At 69.5% G+C, this 16,863-nt stretch carries 16 protein-coding genes and 1 pseudogene; 10 read left to right on the top strand and 7 right to left on the bottom strand.

The window, feature by feature from the left end:
• Nucleotides 1–73 precede the first annotated feature (73 nt).
• Nucleotides 74–262 carry a hypothetical protein gene (locus ACFWXQ_RS41270; protein WP_055618439.1) on the bottom strand — a complete coding sequence of 63 codons (189 nt, stop codon included), beginning with the start codon at nucleotides 260–262 and terminating at the stop codon, nucleotides 74–76.
• 229 nt (nucleotides 263–491) lie between these two features.
• Between ACFWXQ_RS41270 and ACFWXQ_RS41265 the strand changes: the two genes are divergently transcribed.
• The 4 genes and pseudogenes from ACFWXQ_RS41265 to ACFWXQ_RS41250 all read left to right on the top strand — a co-directional run.
• Nucleotides 492–1,376 (top strand): GntR family transcriptional regulator, encoded by an 885-nt coding sequence (locus tag ACFWXQ_RS41265; RefSeq protein ID WP_383948966.1) that lies wholly within the window; start codon nucleotides 492–494, stop codon nucleotides 1,374–1,376.
• Complete coding sequence (locus tag ACFWXQ_RS41260; RefSeq protein WP_383948963.1) at nucleotides 1,376–2,119, top strand: HAD family hydrolase; 744 nt, start codon at nucleotides 1,376–1,378, stop codon at nucleotides 2,117–2,119. Before ACFWXQ_RS41265 ends, ACFWXQ_RS41260 begins: the two co-directional genes overlap by 1 nt.
• Before the next feature lie 259 nt (nucleotides 2,120–2,378).
• Complete coding sequence (locus ACFWXQ_RS41255; RefSeq protein ID WP_383948960.1) at nucleotides 2,379–3,473, top strand: phosphotransferase; 1,095 nt, start codon at nucleotides 2,379–2,381, stop codon at nucleotides 3,471–3,473.
• A 13-nt stretch (nucleotides 3,474–3,486) separates the two neighbouring features.
• A pseudogene (locus ACFWXQ_RS41250) lies at nucleotides 3,487–4,329 on the top strand (phosphotransferase family protein); the annotation flags it as partial.
• A 268-nt stretch (nucleotides 4,330–4,597) separates the two neighbouring features.
• Here ACFWXQ_RS41250 and ACFWXQ_RS41245 read toward each other — a convergent pair.
• Nucleotides 4,598–5,569 (bottom strand): zinc-binding dehydrogenase, encoded by a 972-nt coding sequence (locus ACFWXQ_RS41245; RefSeq protein ID WP_383948957.1) that lies wholly within the window; start codon nucleotides 5,567–5,569, stop codon nucleotides 4,598–4,600.
• A 305-nt stretch (nucleotides 5,570–5,874) separates the two neighbouring features.
• Between ACFWXQ_RS41245 and ACFWXQ_RS41240 the strand changes: the two genes are divergently transcribed.
• Both ACFWXQ_RS41240 and ACFWXQ_RS41235 read left to right on the top strand, forming a co-directional pair.
• Nucleotides 5,875–6,480, top strand: a complete 606-nt coding sequence (locus ACFWXQ_RS41240) for a TetR/AcrR family transcriptional regulator (RefSeq protein WP_383948954.1) — start codon at nucleotides 5,875–5,877, stop codon at nucleotides 6,478–6,480.
• A gap of 81 nt (nucleotides 6,481–6,561) precedes the next feature.
• Nucleotides 6,562–8,685 carry a HelD family protein gene (locus ACFWXQ_RS41235; RefSeq protein ID WP_383948951.1) on the top strand — a complete coding sequence of 708 codons (2,124 nt, stop codon included), beginning with the start codon at nucleotides 6,562–6,564 and terminating at the stop codon, nucleotides 8,683–8,685.
• Between the two features lie 63 nt (nucleotides 8,686–8,748).
• On the opposite strand, the gene ACFWXQ_RS41230 is transcribed toward ACFWXQ_RS41235, so the two are convergent.
• Nucleotides 8,749–9,606, bottom strand: coding sequence for a nitroreductase/quinone reductase family protein (locus tag ACFWXQ_RS41230; RefSeq protein WP_383948948.1), 858 nt, complete (start codon nucleotides 9,604–9,606; stop codon nucleotides 8,749–8,751).
• 665 nt (nucleotides 9,607–10,271) lie between these two features.
• On the opposite strand from ACFWXQ_RS41230, the gene ACFWXQ_RS41225 reads away from it, so the two are divergent.
• Nucleotides 10,272–10,679, top strand: coding sequence for a hypothetical protein (locus ACFWXQ_RS41225; protein ID WP_383948946.1), 408 nt, complete (start codon nucleotides 10,272–10,274; stop codon nucleotides 10,677–10,679).
• 108 nt (nucleotides 10,680–10,787) lie between these two features.
• Here ACFWXQ_RS41225 and ACFWXQ_RS41220 read toward each other — a convergent pair whose 3' ends face one another.
• From ACFWXQ_RS41220 to ACFWXQ_RS41210, 3 genes are all read right to left on the bottom strand, one after another.
• Nucleotides 10,788–11,204 carry a VOC family protein gene (locus tag ACFWXQ_RS41220; RefSeq protein ID WP_383952777.1) on the bottom strand — a complete coding sequence of 139 codons (417 nt, stop codon included), beginning with the start codon at nucleotides 11,202–11,204 and terminating at the stop codon, nucleotides 10,788–10,790.
• 41 nt (nucleotides 11,205–11,245) lie between these two features.
• Complete coding sequence (locus ACFWXQ_RS41215) at nucleotides 11,246–12,118, bottom strand: GNAT family N-acetyltransferase (RefSeq protein ID WP_383952779.1); 873 nt, start codon at nucleotides 12,116–12,118, stop codon at nucleotides 11,246–11,248.
• Between the two features lie 213 nt (nucleotides 12,119–12,331).
• Complete coding sequence (locus ACFWXQ_RS41210; RefSeq protein WP_383952780.1) at nucleotides 12,332–12,871, bottom strand: ATP-binding protein; 540 nt, start codon at nucleotides 12,869–12,871, stop codon at nucleotides 12,332–12,334.
• Nucleotides 12,872–13,010: 139 nt separating this feature from the next.
• Here ACFWXQ_RS41210 and ACFWXQ_RS41205 point away from each other — a divergent pair, with 139 nt between their 5' ends.
• The 3 genes from ACFWXQ_RS41205 to gap all read left to right on the top strand — a co-directional run bounded on the left by ACFWXQ_RS41205 (nucleotide 13,011) and on the right by gap (nucleotide 15,800).
• Nucleotides 13,011–13,574, top strand: a complete 564-nt coding sequence (locus ACFWXQ_RS41205; RefSeq protein WP_383952782.1) for an isochorismatase family protein — start codon at nucleotides 13,011–13,013, stop codon at nucleotides 13,572–13,574.
• A gap of 152 nt (nucleotides 13,575–13,726) precedes the next feature.
• Entirely contained in the window at nucleotides 13,727–14,683 is a 957-nt protein-coding gene (locus ACFWXQ_RS41200; protein ID WP_383952784.1) for a GlxA family transcriptional regulator, read from the top strand.
• 118 nt (nucleotides 14,684–14,801) lie between these two features.
• Nucleotides 14,802–15,800, top strand: coding sequence for a type I glyceraldehyde-3-phosphate dehydrogenase (gene gap, locus ACFWXQ_RS41195; RefSeq protein ID WP_383952786.1), 999 nt, complete (start codon nucleotides 14,802–14,804; stop codon nucleotides 15,798–15,800).
• 405 nt (nucleotides 15,801–16,205) lie between these two features.
• On the opposite strand, the gene ACFWXQ_RS41190 is transcribed toward gap, so the two are convergent.
• Complete coding sequence (locus ACFWXQ_RS41190) at nucleotides 16,206–16,814, bottom strand: TetR/AcrR family transcriptional regulator (protein WP_383952788.1); 609 nt, start codon at nucleotides 16,812–16,814, stop codon at nucleotides 16,206–16,208.
• Nucleotides 16,815–16,863 lie beyond the last annotated feature (49 nt).

Here is a 16,863-nt window from a genome sequence, read left to right as displayed (position 1 = left end):
CCACGGATGGGTACCTGATCTTCGAGTGGGTCCTCGTCCTCGCAGTTCGTACGGGCTGTACGGGCCGTACGGGTCACAGGGCGGGCCCGGAGACCATGAGGGCGAGGACGACGGCGCCGATCGAGCTGCAGGTCGGGCTCTTCGCCTTGATGCCGATGGTGAGCAGCAGCAGCCCGACGACGCCGCTGGGACCGTACCGCCACTGGACGAGCTGCTCGAAGGTGACGACGAAGACGGCGGAGAGGAAGGCTATGACGGGCATGGTGGATCCTCCTTCGGGTCTTTCGGGGCTGGGCGGTGTGGGGCGGGGGTGCGGGACGATGTCGGAGAGGCGCGGAGCCTTCCTATCTGCCAACTACTTGCGAGAGGAGGCAAACCTTCCGCCATCTTCGCTAAGTTGGTTGCCAACTCTGACTAAGTTATCCCCAGTTGGTCCCTGCTTCAAAACAACTTTCAAACAACTCCCCTAAGATGGAGCGGAGTTGTAGCGTTTGGTCGTGACCCAGGAGAACGTGGCAGTGAACGGCAGCAGAAAGCTCTCGCCGCAGGAGATCGCCGACATCCTGCGGGACCGCATCCGCGTGGGTGACCTGCGCTCCGGCGACCGCCTGCCCACGCAGGCCGAGTTGGCCGAGGAGTTCGGCGTGGAGCGCGGCACGATCCGCCAGGCCCTGCGGGCGCTCCAGGACGAGGGCCGGCTCAGCAACGTCAGCAAGGGCAGCCCCCCGCGTATCGCGGACGTGACCCCGGCGCGGGACGAGCCCCAGCCGACGATGGTCGGGTTGGCACCGCAGTTGGTCGAGGCGTTCGCCGTGCCGCATGTCCGGGTGGACGCCGCGTGCCTCACCGCCGAGACCCTGATGCTGGCGCTCGGTGAACCGGTCCGCCTGATCCACGAGGGCAAGCTCCGCCCGGAGTCGATCGACGTCCGCATCCTGCTGCCCTCCCGTGACATCAACCTCGCCTTCCCCGTGTCCGTGGACGCCCAGGAGGGCGGCGACCCGGTCCATCGGCGGTGGCTGGAGATGCGCAACGCCCAGGGCCACGTCCTGCGCCACAACCTCAAGGCGCTGCGCTCCTCCCACGGCATCGACGTCAACGTGACCTTCCGGGCCCTCCCGTTCACCCCGCCGGTGAAGCTGTACCTGCTCAACGGCGTCGAGGCGCTGATCGCGTACTACATGATCACGAGGCGCGAGGAGGAGACCGGCGACAGGGGCGCGACACTCGACATGTACGACGCCCTGGGCTCCACATCCCTCTTGTTCTCCTTCGAGCAAAGGGCGGGCCAACGCGACGCCGCCTTCGTCGAGCAGTCCCAAAAGTGGTTCAACGCCCTCTGGGAAACCATCACGACGGACCTGACACTCTCCTAGTGACTCCTGATACGAAGCAGACTGGTCCGGTGGCAGCAGAGACAGAGAACCTCCAGGAAGTGATCAAACGCGCCCGCTTCGTCCTCTTCGACTTCGATGGGCCGATCTGTCGGTTGTTTGCGGGGCACTCGGCGGAGGACGTGGCCAAGGACCTGGTGAAGTGGCTCGAACGCCAGGGCCTCCGCGAACTGCTGACGGAGGAGGAACGCGTCCACCCCGACCCGATGGCGGTCCTGCACGCGGTCAACCGCCGCCATCCGCACAGCGATCTGGTGGTCGAACTGGAGGAACGTCTCACCCAGCAGGAACTCAAGGCGGTCCCCTCCGCCTGGCCCACGGAGTTCGCGGATCCGCTGATACGAACCTGGAGCGCCGTGGGCGTCCGGCTGGCCGTGGCGACCAACAACTCACCTCGCACTGCAGCTACTTACTTGGAGAGCCGAGGCCTCGACGGCTGCTTCGCGCCCAACATCTACGGCCGCACCCAGGACCTGCACCACCTCAAACCGCACCCGCACTGCCTCAGCCGGGCAATGAACGCCCTCGGGGCCGCCCGGCAGTCCACCCTCATGATCGGCGACGCTCCTTCGGACTACGAAGCCGCTGAGCGGGCCGGTGTTGCATTCCTCGGCTACGCGCGTAACGGCTACAAGGAGAAGTTGCTGCGCGATGCGGGAGCCAAGACAGTGGTGGCGTCTCTCGAGCCGGTTCTGGGGATTGTTCGGAATCGCGTCAACCAATAGCGGTGACGCTCTCTGCGTCGAACTCAATTGCTACGCGCGCGGGTAGGGAGGGGTGCGTCTGTTCTGTCTCGCAAGGAGACCTATTGTCGCCAATGTGTCGTGGTGGGTGTGGTGCGCGGAGTGTCCCCGTATGGGTGAGCCCATCCACCCGCCGAAGATATGAAGCGCGACTGGATGAAACGGTTCTGAACCTGTACGACTCGTTGGGGTAGTACGTTGCCTCCACTCATCATCGGCTGGTCCCAGAAAGAACGGGGCAATGTCACCCGAACCGTCCGCGACGCGACTGCTTGCCAGTGATCTGAGCGATCACTCGGACGCGGTCGAAGGTCCCCTGTGTGGGTACCACCACGAAACATATGCGTTCTTTTTGTCGGCCGAGGCGGGGGCCGGCTTCAAAGGGCGCTGGAAGATCCGCGAGCCCCGCGAGAGGCTGCTGTGGTTCGACAGGCGTTGCTTCGAGTCGGAGTACGACCTGCTCTACCACCTGCAGCGACGCATCGACGTCATTCCCGAGGTCGCCGCGGTGGAGGGCGTGGACCTGCAGCGATTCGTCGAGGGCGCCACCCTGGGGGAGTGGCATCCGTCCGGCGAAGCCGTGCCCGGGGAGGTTGTCGAACGGATCCTGAAACTGTTCCGCCAGTTGATCGCTGTCACTTCGGGCACTCTGCCCGTGGAGCGAAAATGCGATCCGGAGGATCGGGCCCAGGAGGGGGACAGCGCGGGATTTCTCGAAGGGCTCATCCGGTTCACCCAAGAGCGTGTGTACAGGCAGAACCTGCCGGAATACGAAGACTTGTTCACTGATCTCGGACTCGGTCCCAATTCTTTCGAGTACCTCAGAAAGCACGTGGACGGGCTGACGAAGCGACCGTTCTGTCTCCTGCACGCGGACCTGCACCGAGAGAACTTCATCCTCGATTCGGCGGGCAAAGTCTGGGCCATCGACTGGGAATTGGCGATGCTCGGCGATCCCCTCTACGACCTCGCAACCCATCTCCATCTGATGCGGTACCCGGCTCGGCAGGAGCGGGAGATCATCCAGCGGTGGCGTGCCATCGCGGAAGAGGTCAGAGAGGGCAGTTCAGAAGGCTGGTTCGAGGATCTGCCGAGGCTGCGCGACTACAAGAAGGCGCAGTCCCTGTTCACGGACGTCATCCGTGAGACACAGTCCCTCGTTGTCGAAGGAGGGTTCGACGCTCGGCGGCTCCGCGAGGCGAGCTCGAAGGTTCGGGACGTACACAGGGCGGCGGCCGAGCCCCTGGGGCTGACTTCCCGGCCGAGCCTGTCGGAGATCGAAGCGGCGATCCTGCGATGGGACGAAGACAGAAAGCGCAGAGCGGACGGAACCTGACCAGGAGCCGTCCATGTCCTTGGTCGAACCCGACGAACCCGACGAACACGCTCTCGCGGACGCCTGCGACGAGTTCGTGCGACACGCGATACGCGCCGGTGTCAGGCTCCGTGGGCATCACAACCAGAACTTCGTGCTGCCGCTGACGGAGGAACTGGCCCGGCATGTGGAGTGTGAGGTCGGCACGCCCGTGACGGTACGGATCCGCAGGCCGGAGGCACTGCCCGTGGTCGTACGCACCTGGCCGCGGGAAGACGAAGTCCTGGATGCCGTCGGCAGAGTGTTGCCGTACCAGGTGCCGCGCTGCCTGGCCGTCGGCCGCGAGGCCTCCATCCACAGCTATGTGGATGGAGTTCCGCTCTCCGAGCTGCACCCGAACGGCACAGCAGTGCCCGCCGATCTCGTCGAGGGGTTGGCCGGCCTGTCGGCGCGGATGGCTCAGGTCGGCCGGGAGGCGCTGCCGCCGCTGCCCGCGGACTGGCCGTCCGACGACCGGGACAGCCGGGGGTTCCTGCGGCTGCTGACGGCACAGGTGGACCATCAGGTGCGCGAGCCCAATTGGCCTGTGTTCGGGCGGCTGTTCGCCGCACTGGGCGTCCCCGAGGACGCGATGCGACGGTTCGCCGATCGGCTGCCCGCCATGACCGGGCGGCCGTTCGCTCTGCTGCACGCGGATCTCCACCGGGACAACGTGATCGTGACCCGTTCCGGTGCACCGCCTCTGGTCTGTGTCGACTGGGAACTCGCGACGTACGGCGACCCGCTGCACGACCTTGCCATCCACCTCGTACGGATGCGCTATCCGAAGCCACAGTGGGAGCAGGTGATCGACGGCTGGTGCCGGGCGCTTCGGTGCACCAGCCCCGACTCGGTCGACGGGGTGGCACGAGATCTGCGGCACTACGTCGAATTCGAGCGTGCGCAGTCCGTCTACCCGGACGTGGTGCGCGCCGCCCAGTCGCTCGCCGGCCACCCCGACGGCCCCGACCACCCCGGTCGGCTGGAGCCGGCGCGGTCGACAGCCGTGGTTCGCAAGGCGTTGATGGCCGCGGCCGGACCGTTTGGGCTCGACGGCGTCCCGGATGTGGCCGACATCGAGAGAGCGCTCGAGAAGTGGTGTCGGTTCAGCACTTCAGTACTGCCTTCCCCACCAACCCCCGCCCCTCGACAGCCCGATGCGCCTCACTGGCCTCCTCCAGCGAGAACACCTCCCCGACAACCGTCCGCAGCCGCCCCGCCGCGGCCTCCCCGAGGGCGTGGGCGGTCAGGCGGGTGAGGTCGGTCGGGCTGAACTGGACGTCTGCGATGCCGAACAGGGTGATGTCGCGCCGCTCTGCCTCGGTTGTGTCCACGGTGGTGAAGCCGCCGGTCGGGGCGCCGTGGGCCGAGAAGCGGCCGCCGGTGGCCGTCAAGGGGAAGGCGGTGGTGCCGAGTTGGCCGCCGACGCCGTCCAGGACCACGTCCGCCGCGTTGTCGGAGCCGCCGAGGGCGTGGCGGGCCAGGGCCGGCCAGTCGGGGGACGTCGCGTCGACCACCGCGTCCGCGCCCAGGTCCCGTACCAGGGCGAGCTTCGCCTCGCCCCGGGCCACGCCCACCACCCGGGCACCCCGCGCATGGGCCAGCTGGACCAGGAGGGTGCCCATGCCGCCGGAGGCGCCCAGGATCAGGACCCGGTCCGTCTCGGTCACTGCGGTGAGTTCCAGCAGGCCCGTCGACGTCACTCCGTCGTGGACCAGGGCCGCCGCGTCGAGGAGATCCAGGGAGTCCGGTACGACCGTCAGGGCCGAGGCCGCCGCGACCGCTCGCTCCGCGTACCCGCCCGTCACGAACGAGGTGACCCGGCGGCCCAGCCACTCCTCGGGCACGTCCGGGCCGAGGGCGCTCACCACTCCCGAGACGCCGCCCCCGGGGACGTACGGAGGGGTCACCTGGAAGTAGTCGCCGCCCCAGCCGGACCGTATCTGCGTCTCCACGAAGATCGTGTCCGCGTACGCGACGTCGATCAGTACTTCGCCGGGGGCGGGGACCGGGTCCGGGAGGTCGGTCGTGATCAGGACCGACGGGTCGCCGAACCGGGGCACCTGGGCTGCTCGCACGGGGATCTCCAGAAGGAAGTAAAGGAGTAGAGGGTGTAGTCGGCAGTCTTTGACCTCAAGCTTGGTTGAGGTCAAGAGGGGTCGGCCGGAGGGGTCGGAACCAGCCAGGGGGCTGAGGTAGTGGCGTTCAAGGGGAGGGCGGGAGTCCGGAAAGTGCGTAGGCTCGGGGCATGGGCGAGACGGGTGCGAGGGGTGCTCCGGGTGCGACCGGGGTCACGCGGGCGGTGAGCGGTGCGAGCGCCGTGGGCGCGCCGCGTGCGGCCGGTACAGCGGGTGCGATGGGTGTGGCAGGTGCTGCGGGTTCCATGGGGCTGCGGGAGCGTAAGAAGCTGCGCATGTACCAGGACGTCTCGGACGTTGCCATCACGCTCTTCCTGCAGAAGGGGTTCGAGCGGGTCTCCGTCGCCGAGGTGGCCGCCGCCGCACAGATCTCGAAACCGACCCTCTTTCGGTACTTCTCGTCGAAGGAGGACCTGGTTCTGCACCGGTTCGCCGATCACGAGGACGAGGCGGCGCGGGTGGTCGCCGCCCGGGCGCCGGGGGAGTCCGCCGTCGACGCGCTGCGGCGGCAGTTCCTGGCCGGGATCGAGCGGAGCGACCCCATCACCGGGGTCAACGGGGACCCGCACATCCTCGCCTTCCACCGGCTGCTCTACGGGACTCCTTCGCTGGTCGCGCGGTTGTACGAGTATCTGGAGCGGTCCGAGGGCGCCCTCACCGGGGCGCTCGGAGGCGGTCTTGAGGCCAGGCTCGCCGCCGGGCAGATCATCGCCGTCCAGCGGATCCTCGCGCAGGAGAACTGGCGGCGGATCGCGGAGGGCGAGCCGGTCGCGGACGTGCAGCGGGATGCCGTCGTCGCGGCGGAGGGCGCGTTCGCGCGGCTTGAGGCCGGGCTGCCGCGATGTGTTTGACGCTCGGGCGTCGAGCGGCATCTATTCCGTAACCAAGTAAAAACTTTAACCCGGTTACGCTATTCCGTTACTCTTTCTCGAATGACGTCACCCGACCCCGTTCTCATCACCTCCCTCACCCGGGAACGCGCCTACCACGACACCTGCCGCGCCGCCCTCGCCGCGATGGTCGACGGCGCTCAGGAACACGTCGTCACCGGAGAGGACGTGTCCGCGTCCGGTGCCGACGCCGAAGTGCTCGGGTACCGGCTCCGCAGCCGGGCCAAGGAGATGCGGGAACTGCCCGAAGGGCCTTTGTTCTTCGGGCGGTTGGACTTCGGGGGAGAGCGTGGCGGCGCCGGTGATCACGCCGGGCAGAGCTATCACGTCGGGCGGCGCAGGATCACCGAACACCCCTCCGCGCCGCCCCTCGTCGTGGACTGGCGGGCTCCCGTGTCGCGCGCCTTCTACCAGGCGAGCGCCCGCGATCCACAGGGTGTGCGGGTGCGGCGGCGGTTCGGCTGGGCACCGGGGAGCCACGGCGACTCGGCCGACCTCACGGGTCTGGAGGACGAGCGCCTGGAAGGGGAGTACGCGGAAGGTGAGCACTCGGAAGGGGAGTACCTGGAGGACGAGTGGCTCGCGGACGCGCACCGCACCGGGACGCCGGGCAGCAGCCGCATCCTCGCGAGCGAGATCGAGCGGCCCCGCGTCGGCCCGATGCGCGACATCGCCGCCACCATCCAGCCCGACCAGGACGAACTCGTACGGGCGGACCTCACCGTCTCCGTCTGTGTGCAGGGCGCGCCCGGCACCGGGAAGACGGCTGTCGGGCTGCACCGGGCCGCGTATCTCCTCTACACGTTCCCGCAGCGCGTCCAGCGCGGCGGACTGCTGATCCTGGGGCCGAACCGCACCTTCCTCTCCTACATCTCGGAGGTGCTGCCGGCGCTCGGCGAGACCGGCGTACGGCAGTCCACGGTCGGGGAGGAGATCGGCCGGCACCCGGTCGGAGGAGAGGACGACGAGGCCGCCGCGGTCGTGAAGCACGATGCCCGTATGGCGGAGGTGTTGCGGCGAGCCCTCTACTCCCGGGTGAGTTCGGAAGGGGCTGAGGGGGTCAACGGCCTTGCGGTGCCCGACGGTTCGTACCGGTGGCGGGTGCCCGGGGAGACACTCGCGCGGATCGTGGCGGGTGTACGGGCCGAGGAACTGCCGTACGCCGTCGGGCGCGAGCGGGTCCGGACGCGGATCGTGCGGTATGTGCGGGAGCGGGCCGAACGGCGTGCCGGACCCCAGTCGAACGCCTGGGTCCAGAAGATCTCACGGGCCCGGCCCGTCGGCGCGTACGTCGACGCCGTGTGGCCCAGGGCGCGGCCGGAGGAGGTCGTGGCCGAACTGCTCGCCGATCCAGGCGTGTTGGCCGCGGCGGCGGACGGAGTGCTGGACGCGGACGAACAGAAGGCGCTGCTGTGGGCGCGGCCGCCCAGGTCGTGGAAGTCCGCGCGATGGTCGGCGGCCGATCTCGTCCTCCTCGACGAGGTCGCCGGCCTCATCGAACACCCGGAGAGCTATGGGCACTTGGTGATCGACGAGGCACAGGACCTGTCCCCGATGGAGTGCCGGGCGATCGGCCGACGGGCGGCCTACGGGTCGCTCACCGTACTCGGCGACCTTGCACAGGGGACCACTCCATGGGCCGCGCGGGAGTGGGGCGAACTGCTCGGCCACCTGGGCAGACCGGAGGCGGTGGTCGTGCCGCTGACCACCGGCTTCCGCGTGCCGCAGACGGTGGTCGAGCTGGCGAACCGGGTACTGGCGAAGCTGGACGTAGGAGTTCCCGCGGGCCGATCCCTGCGCAGGGACGGCGAGTTGAGGATGCGCCCCACGGACGACGTACTCGGCGAGACCGTCGAGGCCGTGCGACGCGCCCTCTCGTACGAGGGGTCGGTGGGTGTCATCACGGCCGACCCGGACGTCGTACGGGTCCGGGATGCGCTCGGCGGCGCCGGCATCGAGGCCGCCGGCGTCGACCAACTGGGCGCACGCGTCACGGTGTTGGGCGCCGGGCTCGCGAAGGGCCTGGAGTACGACCATGTCGTCGCCGTGGAGCCGGCGGCGATCGCGGAGGCGGAGACCCGGGGCCTGCATCGCCTGTACGTCGTGCTCACACGGGCCGTGTCACGACTGGACGTGGTGCATGCGCGGCCGTTGCCGTTCGAGTGAGCACCCTCGGCCGCCCGCCGGTTGCCCAGTCGGTTGTCGCGCATGCCTAGGTGGCGGGCCGAATCAGTGGGCCGGCTCGGTCGGTGGTGTGTCGAGGGCGGGGATCAAGTGCTCCTCCTCGTAGGCCAGATGGGCCTCCAGTTCGGCGGTGAGGCGTTCGACCTCCCGGCGGGCGTGCTGGGGGTCCGCGGAGTCGTCGCCGATGATCCGCTTCAACTCCGCGGTCAGGGCGGCGATGCGCTCGTGTTCCTCGCGCAGGCGGTCCAGGGCCGGGGCGAGTTCGGGGCTGCGGCCGACGAGGTACGGGAAGATGCCGAGTTCCTCGCCGGTGTGGTGGTTGTGCAGGCCCGCGCAGAGTGTCAGGCAGTTGACGCGGAGCTGGGCGCCGAGGGTGGGCCCGGCGGTGGTGAACTCCTTTCGTATCAGGGCGAGTTCACGGCGGAACGCGTCATGGATGACCTTGAGTCCCTGGCCCATCGAGGAGGCGTTCACGTTCGGCGGGCCGTCGACGGGGATCGTGTGGAGGGCGACGACCGGGATCACCCGCGTGGTCTTCGCCTGGTAGTCCGCCCAGCCCGGCTCGGCCTCGACCAGACGGGCGAAAGTCTTGTCCCGTTCGGCGTCCGCCAGCACCTCCGCCGTCGCCTCGTACGTGAACACTCCTGTCTCCACGGTGACTTGGGGGTGTGCGAGGAGGTTGTGGAACCAGGCCGGGTGGGCCGGGGCGCCGGCCGCCGAGGCGATGACCAGCACGCTTGCGCCGCCGTCGGGGTAGTAGGCGAGCGGGGTCGTGTGCCGCTTGCCCGAGCGCGCTCCCGTGGTGGTCAGCAGGATCAGCCGGGCTCCTTCGAAATAGCCGCCGACCTGGCCCGTGTTGGCGCGGAACTCTTCGATGACCTGCTGGTTGAAATCGTTTGGCATTGTCTTCTTCCTCTTGGTGATTACTGGAGGGTGATTACTGAATCGGGGCATGGGGAATCGCCACGGGGCGAATTCGGGTACGCCCGCGGTAGCAGTGCGGTGATGACGAGATGAAGGCGCGCGAATTCCCGGCGGGGCGAACGCCGGCAGGGAGAATGCGCACACGGCGAACGTCGACAGGGCGAACGTCAGCTGGGCATGCGCCTGCGGCTGCACCGGCAGGGAGACGTGCGGATACGTGGTGGCACGCGGTGCGAGGCACGCGATACGCCGTGCGCGGTATGCGGAACGGCGCGCGGAGGTTGTGATCCGGCGTGGTGTGCGTGGCGCGTGCGGCGCGGCATGGCTACTCGTACAGGAAACTCCGTACGAGCGCTCGGCGCGCTTGAATCGGAAAGGGCGGCCCTCTGGCCCGCCCGGGCCTCACTCGGAGGCCGGGAACCCTACTCGCTGTTGGCCCAAGGCCGACCCGGCAGTCACGGAGGAAAGGTTAATGGAATGGGTGCGGCGAGGCAATGCGTGTTTTCAGGCCTTCTCCGGGGATCGTCCGAATAGCAAGCCAGCCGACTCCGGGGGCCGTTGACGCCTCACCGGTCCGTGGAGGGGCGGGCGCGTGGCCCGGGTGTGGTGGACCGGCGGGGCCCGTCCGTGGTCGACTCCCTGCCATGAGTCTGTCGGTCGATGTGTACGTGCCCAGAGCGGAGGGCGGCATCGAGGTGCTGGATGTTCCGCCCGAGTCCTCCGACGTGGCCGGCTGGGAGCGGTGGCGTACGGAGGTGTGGGGGTCGGAGCCGGTCCGTTCGCTGGGCGCGCGGTTCTTCCCGCGGCTGGCCACCGAGGACCTGACGGTGGCGCCGGACGAGGTGTCCGACTTCCTCGCCGAGTGCGACCTGCTCCGCACCCATCTGGCGCGGATCGCCGATCACATGACGGCGGAGGCGGCGACGGAGGCGGGGACGGGGTCGCGGAAGTCCCACGCCGAGCACGCCGACGACGTGAGCCGCCGCCTGGACAACATCGTGAACGCGGCCCGACGCGCGTTGGGCGTCCGCGGCGGGGTCATCATCTGGTGACTCTGGTGACCGGTCCGCGCCGAGGGGCTCGGCGACCGCTTCCCCAGCGGTCGCCGAGCCACTCGCCGCGCCCCTGCTGCGTGCCGTACTCCTCGCCGTACTGCCGTACTACTTGCCGCGAGGCTGGAGGAACCGCAGGAGGTTCCCCGCCGGGTCGCGGAAGGCGCAGTCGCGTACTCCGTACGGCTGGTCCATCGGTTCCTGCAGTACGTCGCCGCCCGCGGCGCGGATCCGTTCGAACAGGGCGTCGCAGTCGTCGGTCCGGAAGATGACACCGCGCAGCAGGCCCTTGGCCATGAGCTCGGCGACCGCCTGCCGGTCGGCGGGCGTGGCGTTCGGGTCCGCGAGCGGCGGCTCCAGGACGATCTCAACGTCCGGCTGCGAGGGCGAGCCGACGGTCACCCAGCGCATCCCCTCGAATCCGATGTCGTTGCGCACTTCGAGACCGAGCACATCGCGGTAGAAGGCGAGTGCCTTGTCGTGGTCGTCGACGGCGATGAAGCACTGTGCAAGCTTGAGATCCATGCCCATCACGCTAGTGACCGGCGGCGGGTTTCGCTTCTCCGTTACTGACCGCCGCCCGAGAAGTCGTACGCGGCCCAGTCGGTGAGCTTGCGATAGCCGAGGCGCTGGTAGAGGGCGTTGCTGGTGGGGTTGGCCACGTCCGCGAACAGGACGACGTCCTTGGCGCCCGCGGCCAGCGCGGCCCGGCTCACGTCCGCCGACACGGCAGCCGCGTAGCCGTGACCGCGCAGGTGGGCCGGGGTGTAGACGACGTCCACCTGGATCTGGCCGCCGATCAGCGGGTTCATGCCCGCGACGGAGACGGGGGTGCCGTCCGGGGTCTCCCAGAGCGTGTAGCGCTTGTCGGCGTAGCGGGTCTCGGCCCAGGTGTCGGCGTTGACGGTGACGTCTTCGCCGACGGCCTTGGAGAACTCGCCGCACCAGAAGATGGCCTCGTCGAGGTCCTGCTCGCCCAGAACACGACTCCGGCCGGCCGGCAGCGGATCCGGTGGGGTGAGCGTGCCGAGGCCGTACAGACGGACCTGCGTGCTGTGGAGTTCCGGCGTCGCGCCGGTGTGCCGCTGCCAGGCCTCGGCGAAAGCGGTGGCGGTGCTGTGGTCCGCGCTGACGCGGGAAGGGGAGTGCCCGAGGGCGGCCAGGCGGGCGGCGAGGGAGTCGGCCTGCTCGGGCGTGAGCGGGGAGAGGCCCAGAGCGCGGGGCGGGAGGCGGAAGAAGGTGCCACTGACCTCGCCCGCTCGCTCCAGTACGCCGAAGACGGCGGCTTCGGCGCCGAACGAGGCCGCCCCGTGCCTTCGCACTCTCTCCGCCCACGTCAGCTGCATGATGTGCGGGCCGGGCCGCGAGCGCAGGAAGTCTCCGGCCCGGGCGAGGAATTCGTCGACGTCTTCGGTGAGGTGCCAGTCATCTGGGCGCATGCCTCATGGTTCCCCAGGGTGCAGGTGTGGCCCGTGGTTTTCCGCCAGGGAGAGGCGGCCGAAGTTCCGCACAGTTGCTCGGGGCTCCCCGCCGGGAGCGCGGCGGCCGGCGCCGGGATCGTTGTCCTGAAATCGCCAGCGAGGTCGTCGAGCTTGCGTCGAAACCAGGGCTCATATGCCCGACGACCTGCTGGTTTGAGGCGGAAATGGGGGCTAACCGTCGTTGCTCCTGACGGCCTCCGAGATCTGCTGGGCGGCCTCGGCGGGCGTGAGGTGCGTGGTGTCGACGACCTCGGCCTCGTCGTGCAGCCACGTGCGGGCCGCCTCGGCGTAGGGCTCGACGTATCGGAGACGGAACGGGGAGTCGGGGCCGAGGACGGTGTCGCTCGCGATGCGCCCGCGGAGGGTGTCCTGGTCGGCGTGGAGGACGAAGTGCCGTACGGGAATGGCATGTTGGGCGAGGCCCGTGCTGATCTCACGCCAGTACTCCTCGACCAGCACGGTCATCGGAATCACCAGCGTGCCGCCTGTGTAGTCGAGTACGCGGCGGGCGGTCTCGACCACGAGCGGCCGCCACGGCGGCCAGTGCTGGAAGTTGTCCGTCCCGGGCCCGGGCAGCGCCGGGGTGATGTCCATGAGCGTCTCGCCGACCTTCTCGGCGTCGAACACCCGTGAATCCGGGATCAGTTGCTGCACGAGTGCGCTGGTCGTCGTCTTGCCCGCGCCGTGGGTGCCGTTGAGCCATACGATCATGGGATCCGACGCTAGCGCCGTGCGGGGGTGCCGGAACAGTGCTGCGGGTGTGGTGTCAGCCCGACGGTGAAACCCGACGGTGAAGCCCGACGGTGAAAAACCGATGCCTGCGGCATCCGAACCCCAATACGGTGCCCTCATGCCGCATGCACCCGCGCTCCTCGTCCTCGACATGCAGAACGCCGCCGTGGCCATCTCCCACCGGCCGGAGGAGACCGTCACCACGATCGCCCTGCTCCGGGAACGTGCCCGTGCCGCCGGCGTGCCCGTCATCACCGTCCAGCACGACGGCCCTGGGCTGGAGCCCGGCACGGAAGCGTGGCGGACCGTACCCGAACTGGCCCCCGGCGAGGGCGAGAAGACCGTCCGTAAGGGCACCGCCGACGCCTTTCTCGACAGCGACCTGGGCCCGTTCCTCACGGCACTCGGCGTCACCGAGGTGGTCGTGACCGGGTTCGCGACCGAGTTCTGCGTGGACACGACCGCGCGGCAGGCACTGAGCCGTGGGTACGACCTCGTGCTCGTCGCCGACGGGCACACCACCTCCGCCCGCCCGGACGTGGACGGGTTCGTCGCCTCCGACCGTGCCGTCATGCACCACAACGCCATCTACCGGCACATCGGTTTCCCGGGGCGCGGCATCCGCGTCCTGCCGGCGGCCGAGGTGGACTTCACCGCCCCGCCGGTTCCTGACCCGGCTTGAATCGGCTCAAGCCTGAACCCGCCCCGGCCTGAACCCGCTCCGACCTGAATCCGCTCAGGCCCGAATCCGCTCCGGTCGTGGCGAGCACCCGCCCCGTCCGCGCGGTGGGGCGTGTCGAAGGCACGCCTCACCTCCCCGCGTAACCTCTTCCCGTGCCCGCACCCCGCCTGCATCGCGTCGCCGTCCTTGTGCTCGAAGGGGCGAAGCCGCTCGATGTCGGAATTCCCGCGCAGGTCTTCACGACCCGCGCGAGCATGCCGTACGAGGTGCGGGTGTGCGGGGCGACACCCGGTCTGGTCACCGGCGGCGACGGCCTCGCGTACTCCGTCGCCCACGGCCTCGACGCGCTCGCGTGGGCCGACATCGTCTTCGTACCCGGCTACCGGTTCCCGGACCGCGACGATCCGCCGCGGGCCGTCGTCGAGGCACTGATCGCCGCCCACGACCGGGGCGCGCGGCTCGCCGCCATCTCGACGGGCGCCTTCGCGCTCGCTGCCACGGGCCTGCTCGACGGCAGGCGCGCCACGACGCACTGGCACTACACGCGGGCACTCATGGCCAGGCATCCGCTCGTCCGGGTCGACGAGAACGTGCTGTTCGTCGACGAGGGCAGCGTGCTGACCTCGGCCGGCGCCGCCTCAGGCATCGACCTGTGCCTGCACATCCTGCGCGGCGACCTCGGAGTGGCCGCGTCCAACCACGCGGCCCGGCGGCTGGTCGCGGCTCCCTACCGCAGTGGCGGCCAGGCCCAGTACGTACCGCGCAGCGTCCCCGAGCCGCTCGGCGAGCGGTTCGCCGCCACCCGCGAGTGGGCGCTGCACCGGCTCGGCGAGCCCCTCACGCTCGACGTACTGGCGCGGCAGGCGGGGGTCTCGCCGCGTACGTTCTCCCGGCGCTTCGTCGAGGAGACCGGCTACACGCCGATGCAGTGGGTGATGCGCGCCCGTATAGACCTGGCCCGCGAGCTGCTGGAGCGCTCGCAGCGCAGCGTCGAACAGATCGCCGCCGACATCGGGCTCGGTACGGGCGCGAACCTGCGCCTGCACTTCCAGCACATCCTCGGGACGACGCCGAGCGAATACCGGCGCACGTTCACGCGGGGCGAGTAGTCCGGCCCGCGTACGGCATTCCGGTCTGGCGGGATCCTTTTGAACCATGGCGATCCCGCCACTGTCAGAGGCGTCGGCCGCGCGCGAGCCTGGGTGGCGAAGGGAAGGGACCTCACTCATGACTCGCATCGCCATCAATGGATTCGGCCGCATCGGGCGCAATGTGCTGCGCGCACTTCTGGAGCGCGACAGCACCTTGGAGATCGTCGCCGTCAACGACCTGACCGAGCCCGCCACTCTCGCCAGGCTGCTCGCCTTCGACAGCACGGCCGGCCGGCTCGGGCGCCCGGTGACCGTGGACGGGGACGTCCTCGTCGTCGACGGCCGTCGGATCAAGGTGCTGGCCGAGCGCGAGCCGGCGCAGCTGCCCTGGGCCGAGCTCGGTGTCGACATCGTCCTGGAGGCCACCGGCCGGTTCACCTCGGCCAAGGCCGCCCGCGCCCACCTCGACGCGGGCGCGCGCAAGGTGCTGGTCAGCGCGCCGTCGGACGGCGCCGACGTGACGCTCGCGTTCGGGGTCAACACCGACGCGTACGACCCGGACCTGCACACGATCGTCTCGAACGCCTCCTGCACCACCAACGCGCTCGCCCCGCTGGCCAAGGTGCTCGACGACCTCGCCGGTATCGAGCACGGGTTCATGACGACGGTGCACGCCTACACGCAGGAGCAGAACCTCCAGGACGGTCCGCACCGCGACGCCCGTCGCGCCCGGGCCGCCGGCGTCAACATCGTCCCGACCACGACTGGCGCCGCCAAGGCGATCGGCCAGGTACTGCCGAACCTCGACGGCAAGCTGTCGGGCGACTCGATCCGCGTACCGGTGCCGGTGGGCTCGATCGTCGAGCTCAACACGACCGTCGCCCGCGACGTGACCCGCGACGACGTGCTGGCCGCGTACCGCACGGCGGCGGAGGGCCCGCTCGCCGGCGTGCTGGAGTACTCGGAGGACCCGCTGGTGTCGTCGGACATCGTGGGCAACCCCGCCTCGTCAATCTTCGACTCGGCCCTCACCCGCGTCGAAGGCCGCCACGTCAAGGTGGTCGCCTGGTACGACAACGAGTGGGGCTTCTCGAACCGGGTAATCGACACGCTTGAACTCCTCGCCACGTCCTGAACGAAGGCGGGACCGAAAGCGGGGCCGATACCCCGCCCCCGGCGACCGTGCCGGCCGACACTCCCGTACGGACGTGTCGGCCGGCACTTTCTTTGGTGCCCTGTCCCGGCCGACTGCGGGCACCGTGAGGTTCACCTGGGGAACCGACTTTGCCTTCCGGGCTTGTCGGGCCAGCCGGTATCCGTCTAGCCCGCTGGGCCGGCGGACGTTCCCCATCCGGACTGCGTCCACTGCGCCGACGTCCCGGTAACCCCACCCGGCACTTACGCAGGCCGCCCGCGTGGCCTCGGACTTCGCAGCCGACCGCGCGTCGATCCGGTCCGGCGGCCGGCAGTACCGGTCGTCGCCGACCAGTACAAACCCGGGAAACGCCGCTGTCCCCGGCAGGACGGGAACCCCCTGCTGCTAGACAGCGCTCGCGTCGGCCGGTTCCGCCGCCGGTGCCGCTGCCGTGGGGAGGGCGTTGTCGACGAGGACGGTTGCGACGGCGGCGGCGGTGGTGAACGCGTCGGTGTTGAGGACGCGGCTACGGGCCGAGGCGCCGTCCAGGAGCAGCGCCAGTTGCTCGCCGAGCTGTTCGGGATCGGTGGCGCCGGCCTCGCGGGCGGCAGCGGTGAGCCGGGCGGCAAAGGCCTTCTTGTAGTCGCGGGCGTATAGGCGTGCCGGGTGGTCGGGGTCGGGGATCTCGACGGCCGCCGCGATGAACGGGCACAGGGGCGAGTGCACGTCGAACACGGCGAGGAGTCGTTCGCGAGGTGTGAGGTCGGTGCGGTCGAACACCTCGGGCAGGACGTCGGGATCGAATCGGCGCAGGCCTTCGGCGATCAGCTCGTCCTTGCCGGCGAAGTGCTGGTAGAGCGTGCGCTTGGACACCTCGGCCACCGCGCAGAGCTGGTCCATGCCGGTGCCGTTGATGCCTTGATCGCGGAACAGCTGCTGTGACGCGCTGACGATGCGCTCTCGTGCGCCCCTGCCCCGGCGCAGGCCTCGCGGCCCCTTCTCCACCTCTGTCATACGCCCAGCCTAACCCACTTGGGTACAGCTCGGTGTACATAGCTTGCGC

The organism is Streptomyces sp. NPDC058697, assembly GCF_042715345.1.
Classification (GTDB): Bacteria; Actinomycetota; Actinomycetes; order Streptomycetales; family Streptomycetaceae; genus Streptomyces; species Streptomyces liliifuscus.
The sequence above is the reverse complement of the archived record's forward strand: the minus strand, read 5'-3'. Positions and strand labels throughout refer to the sequence as shown.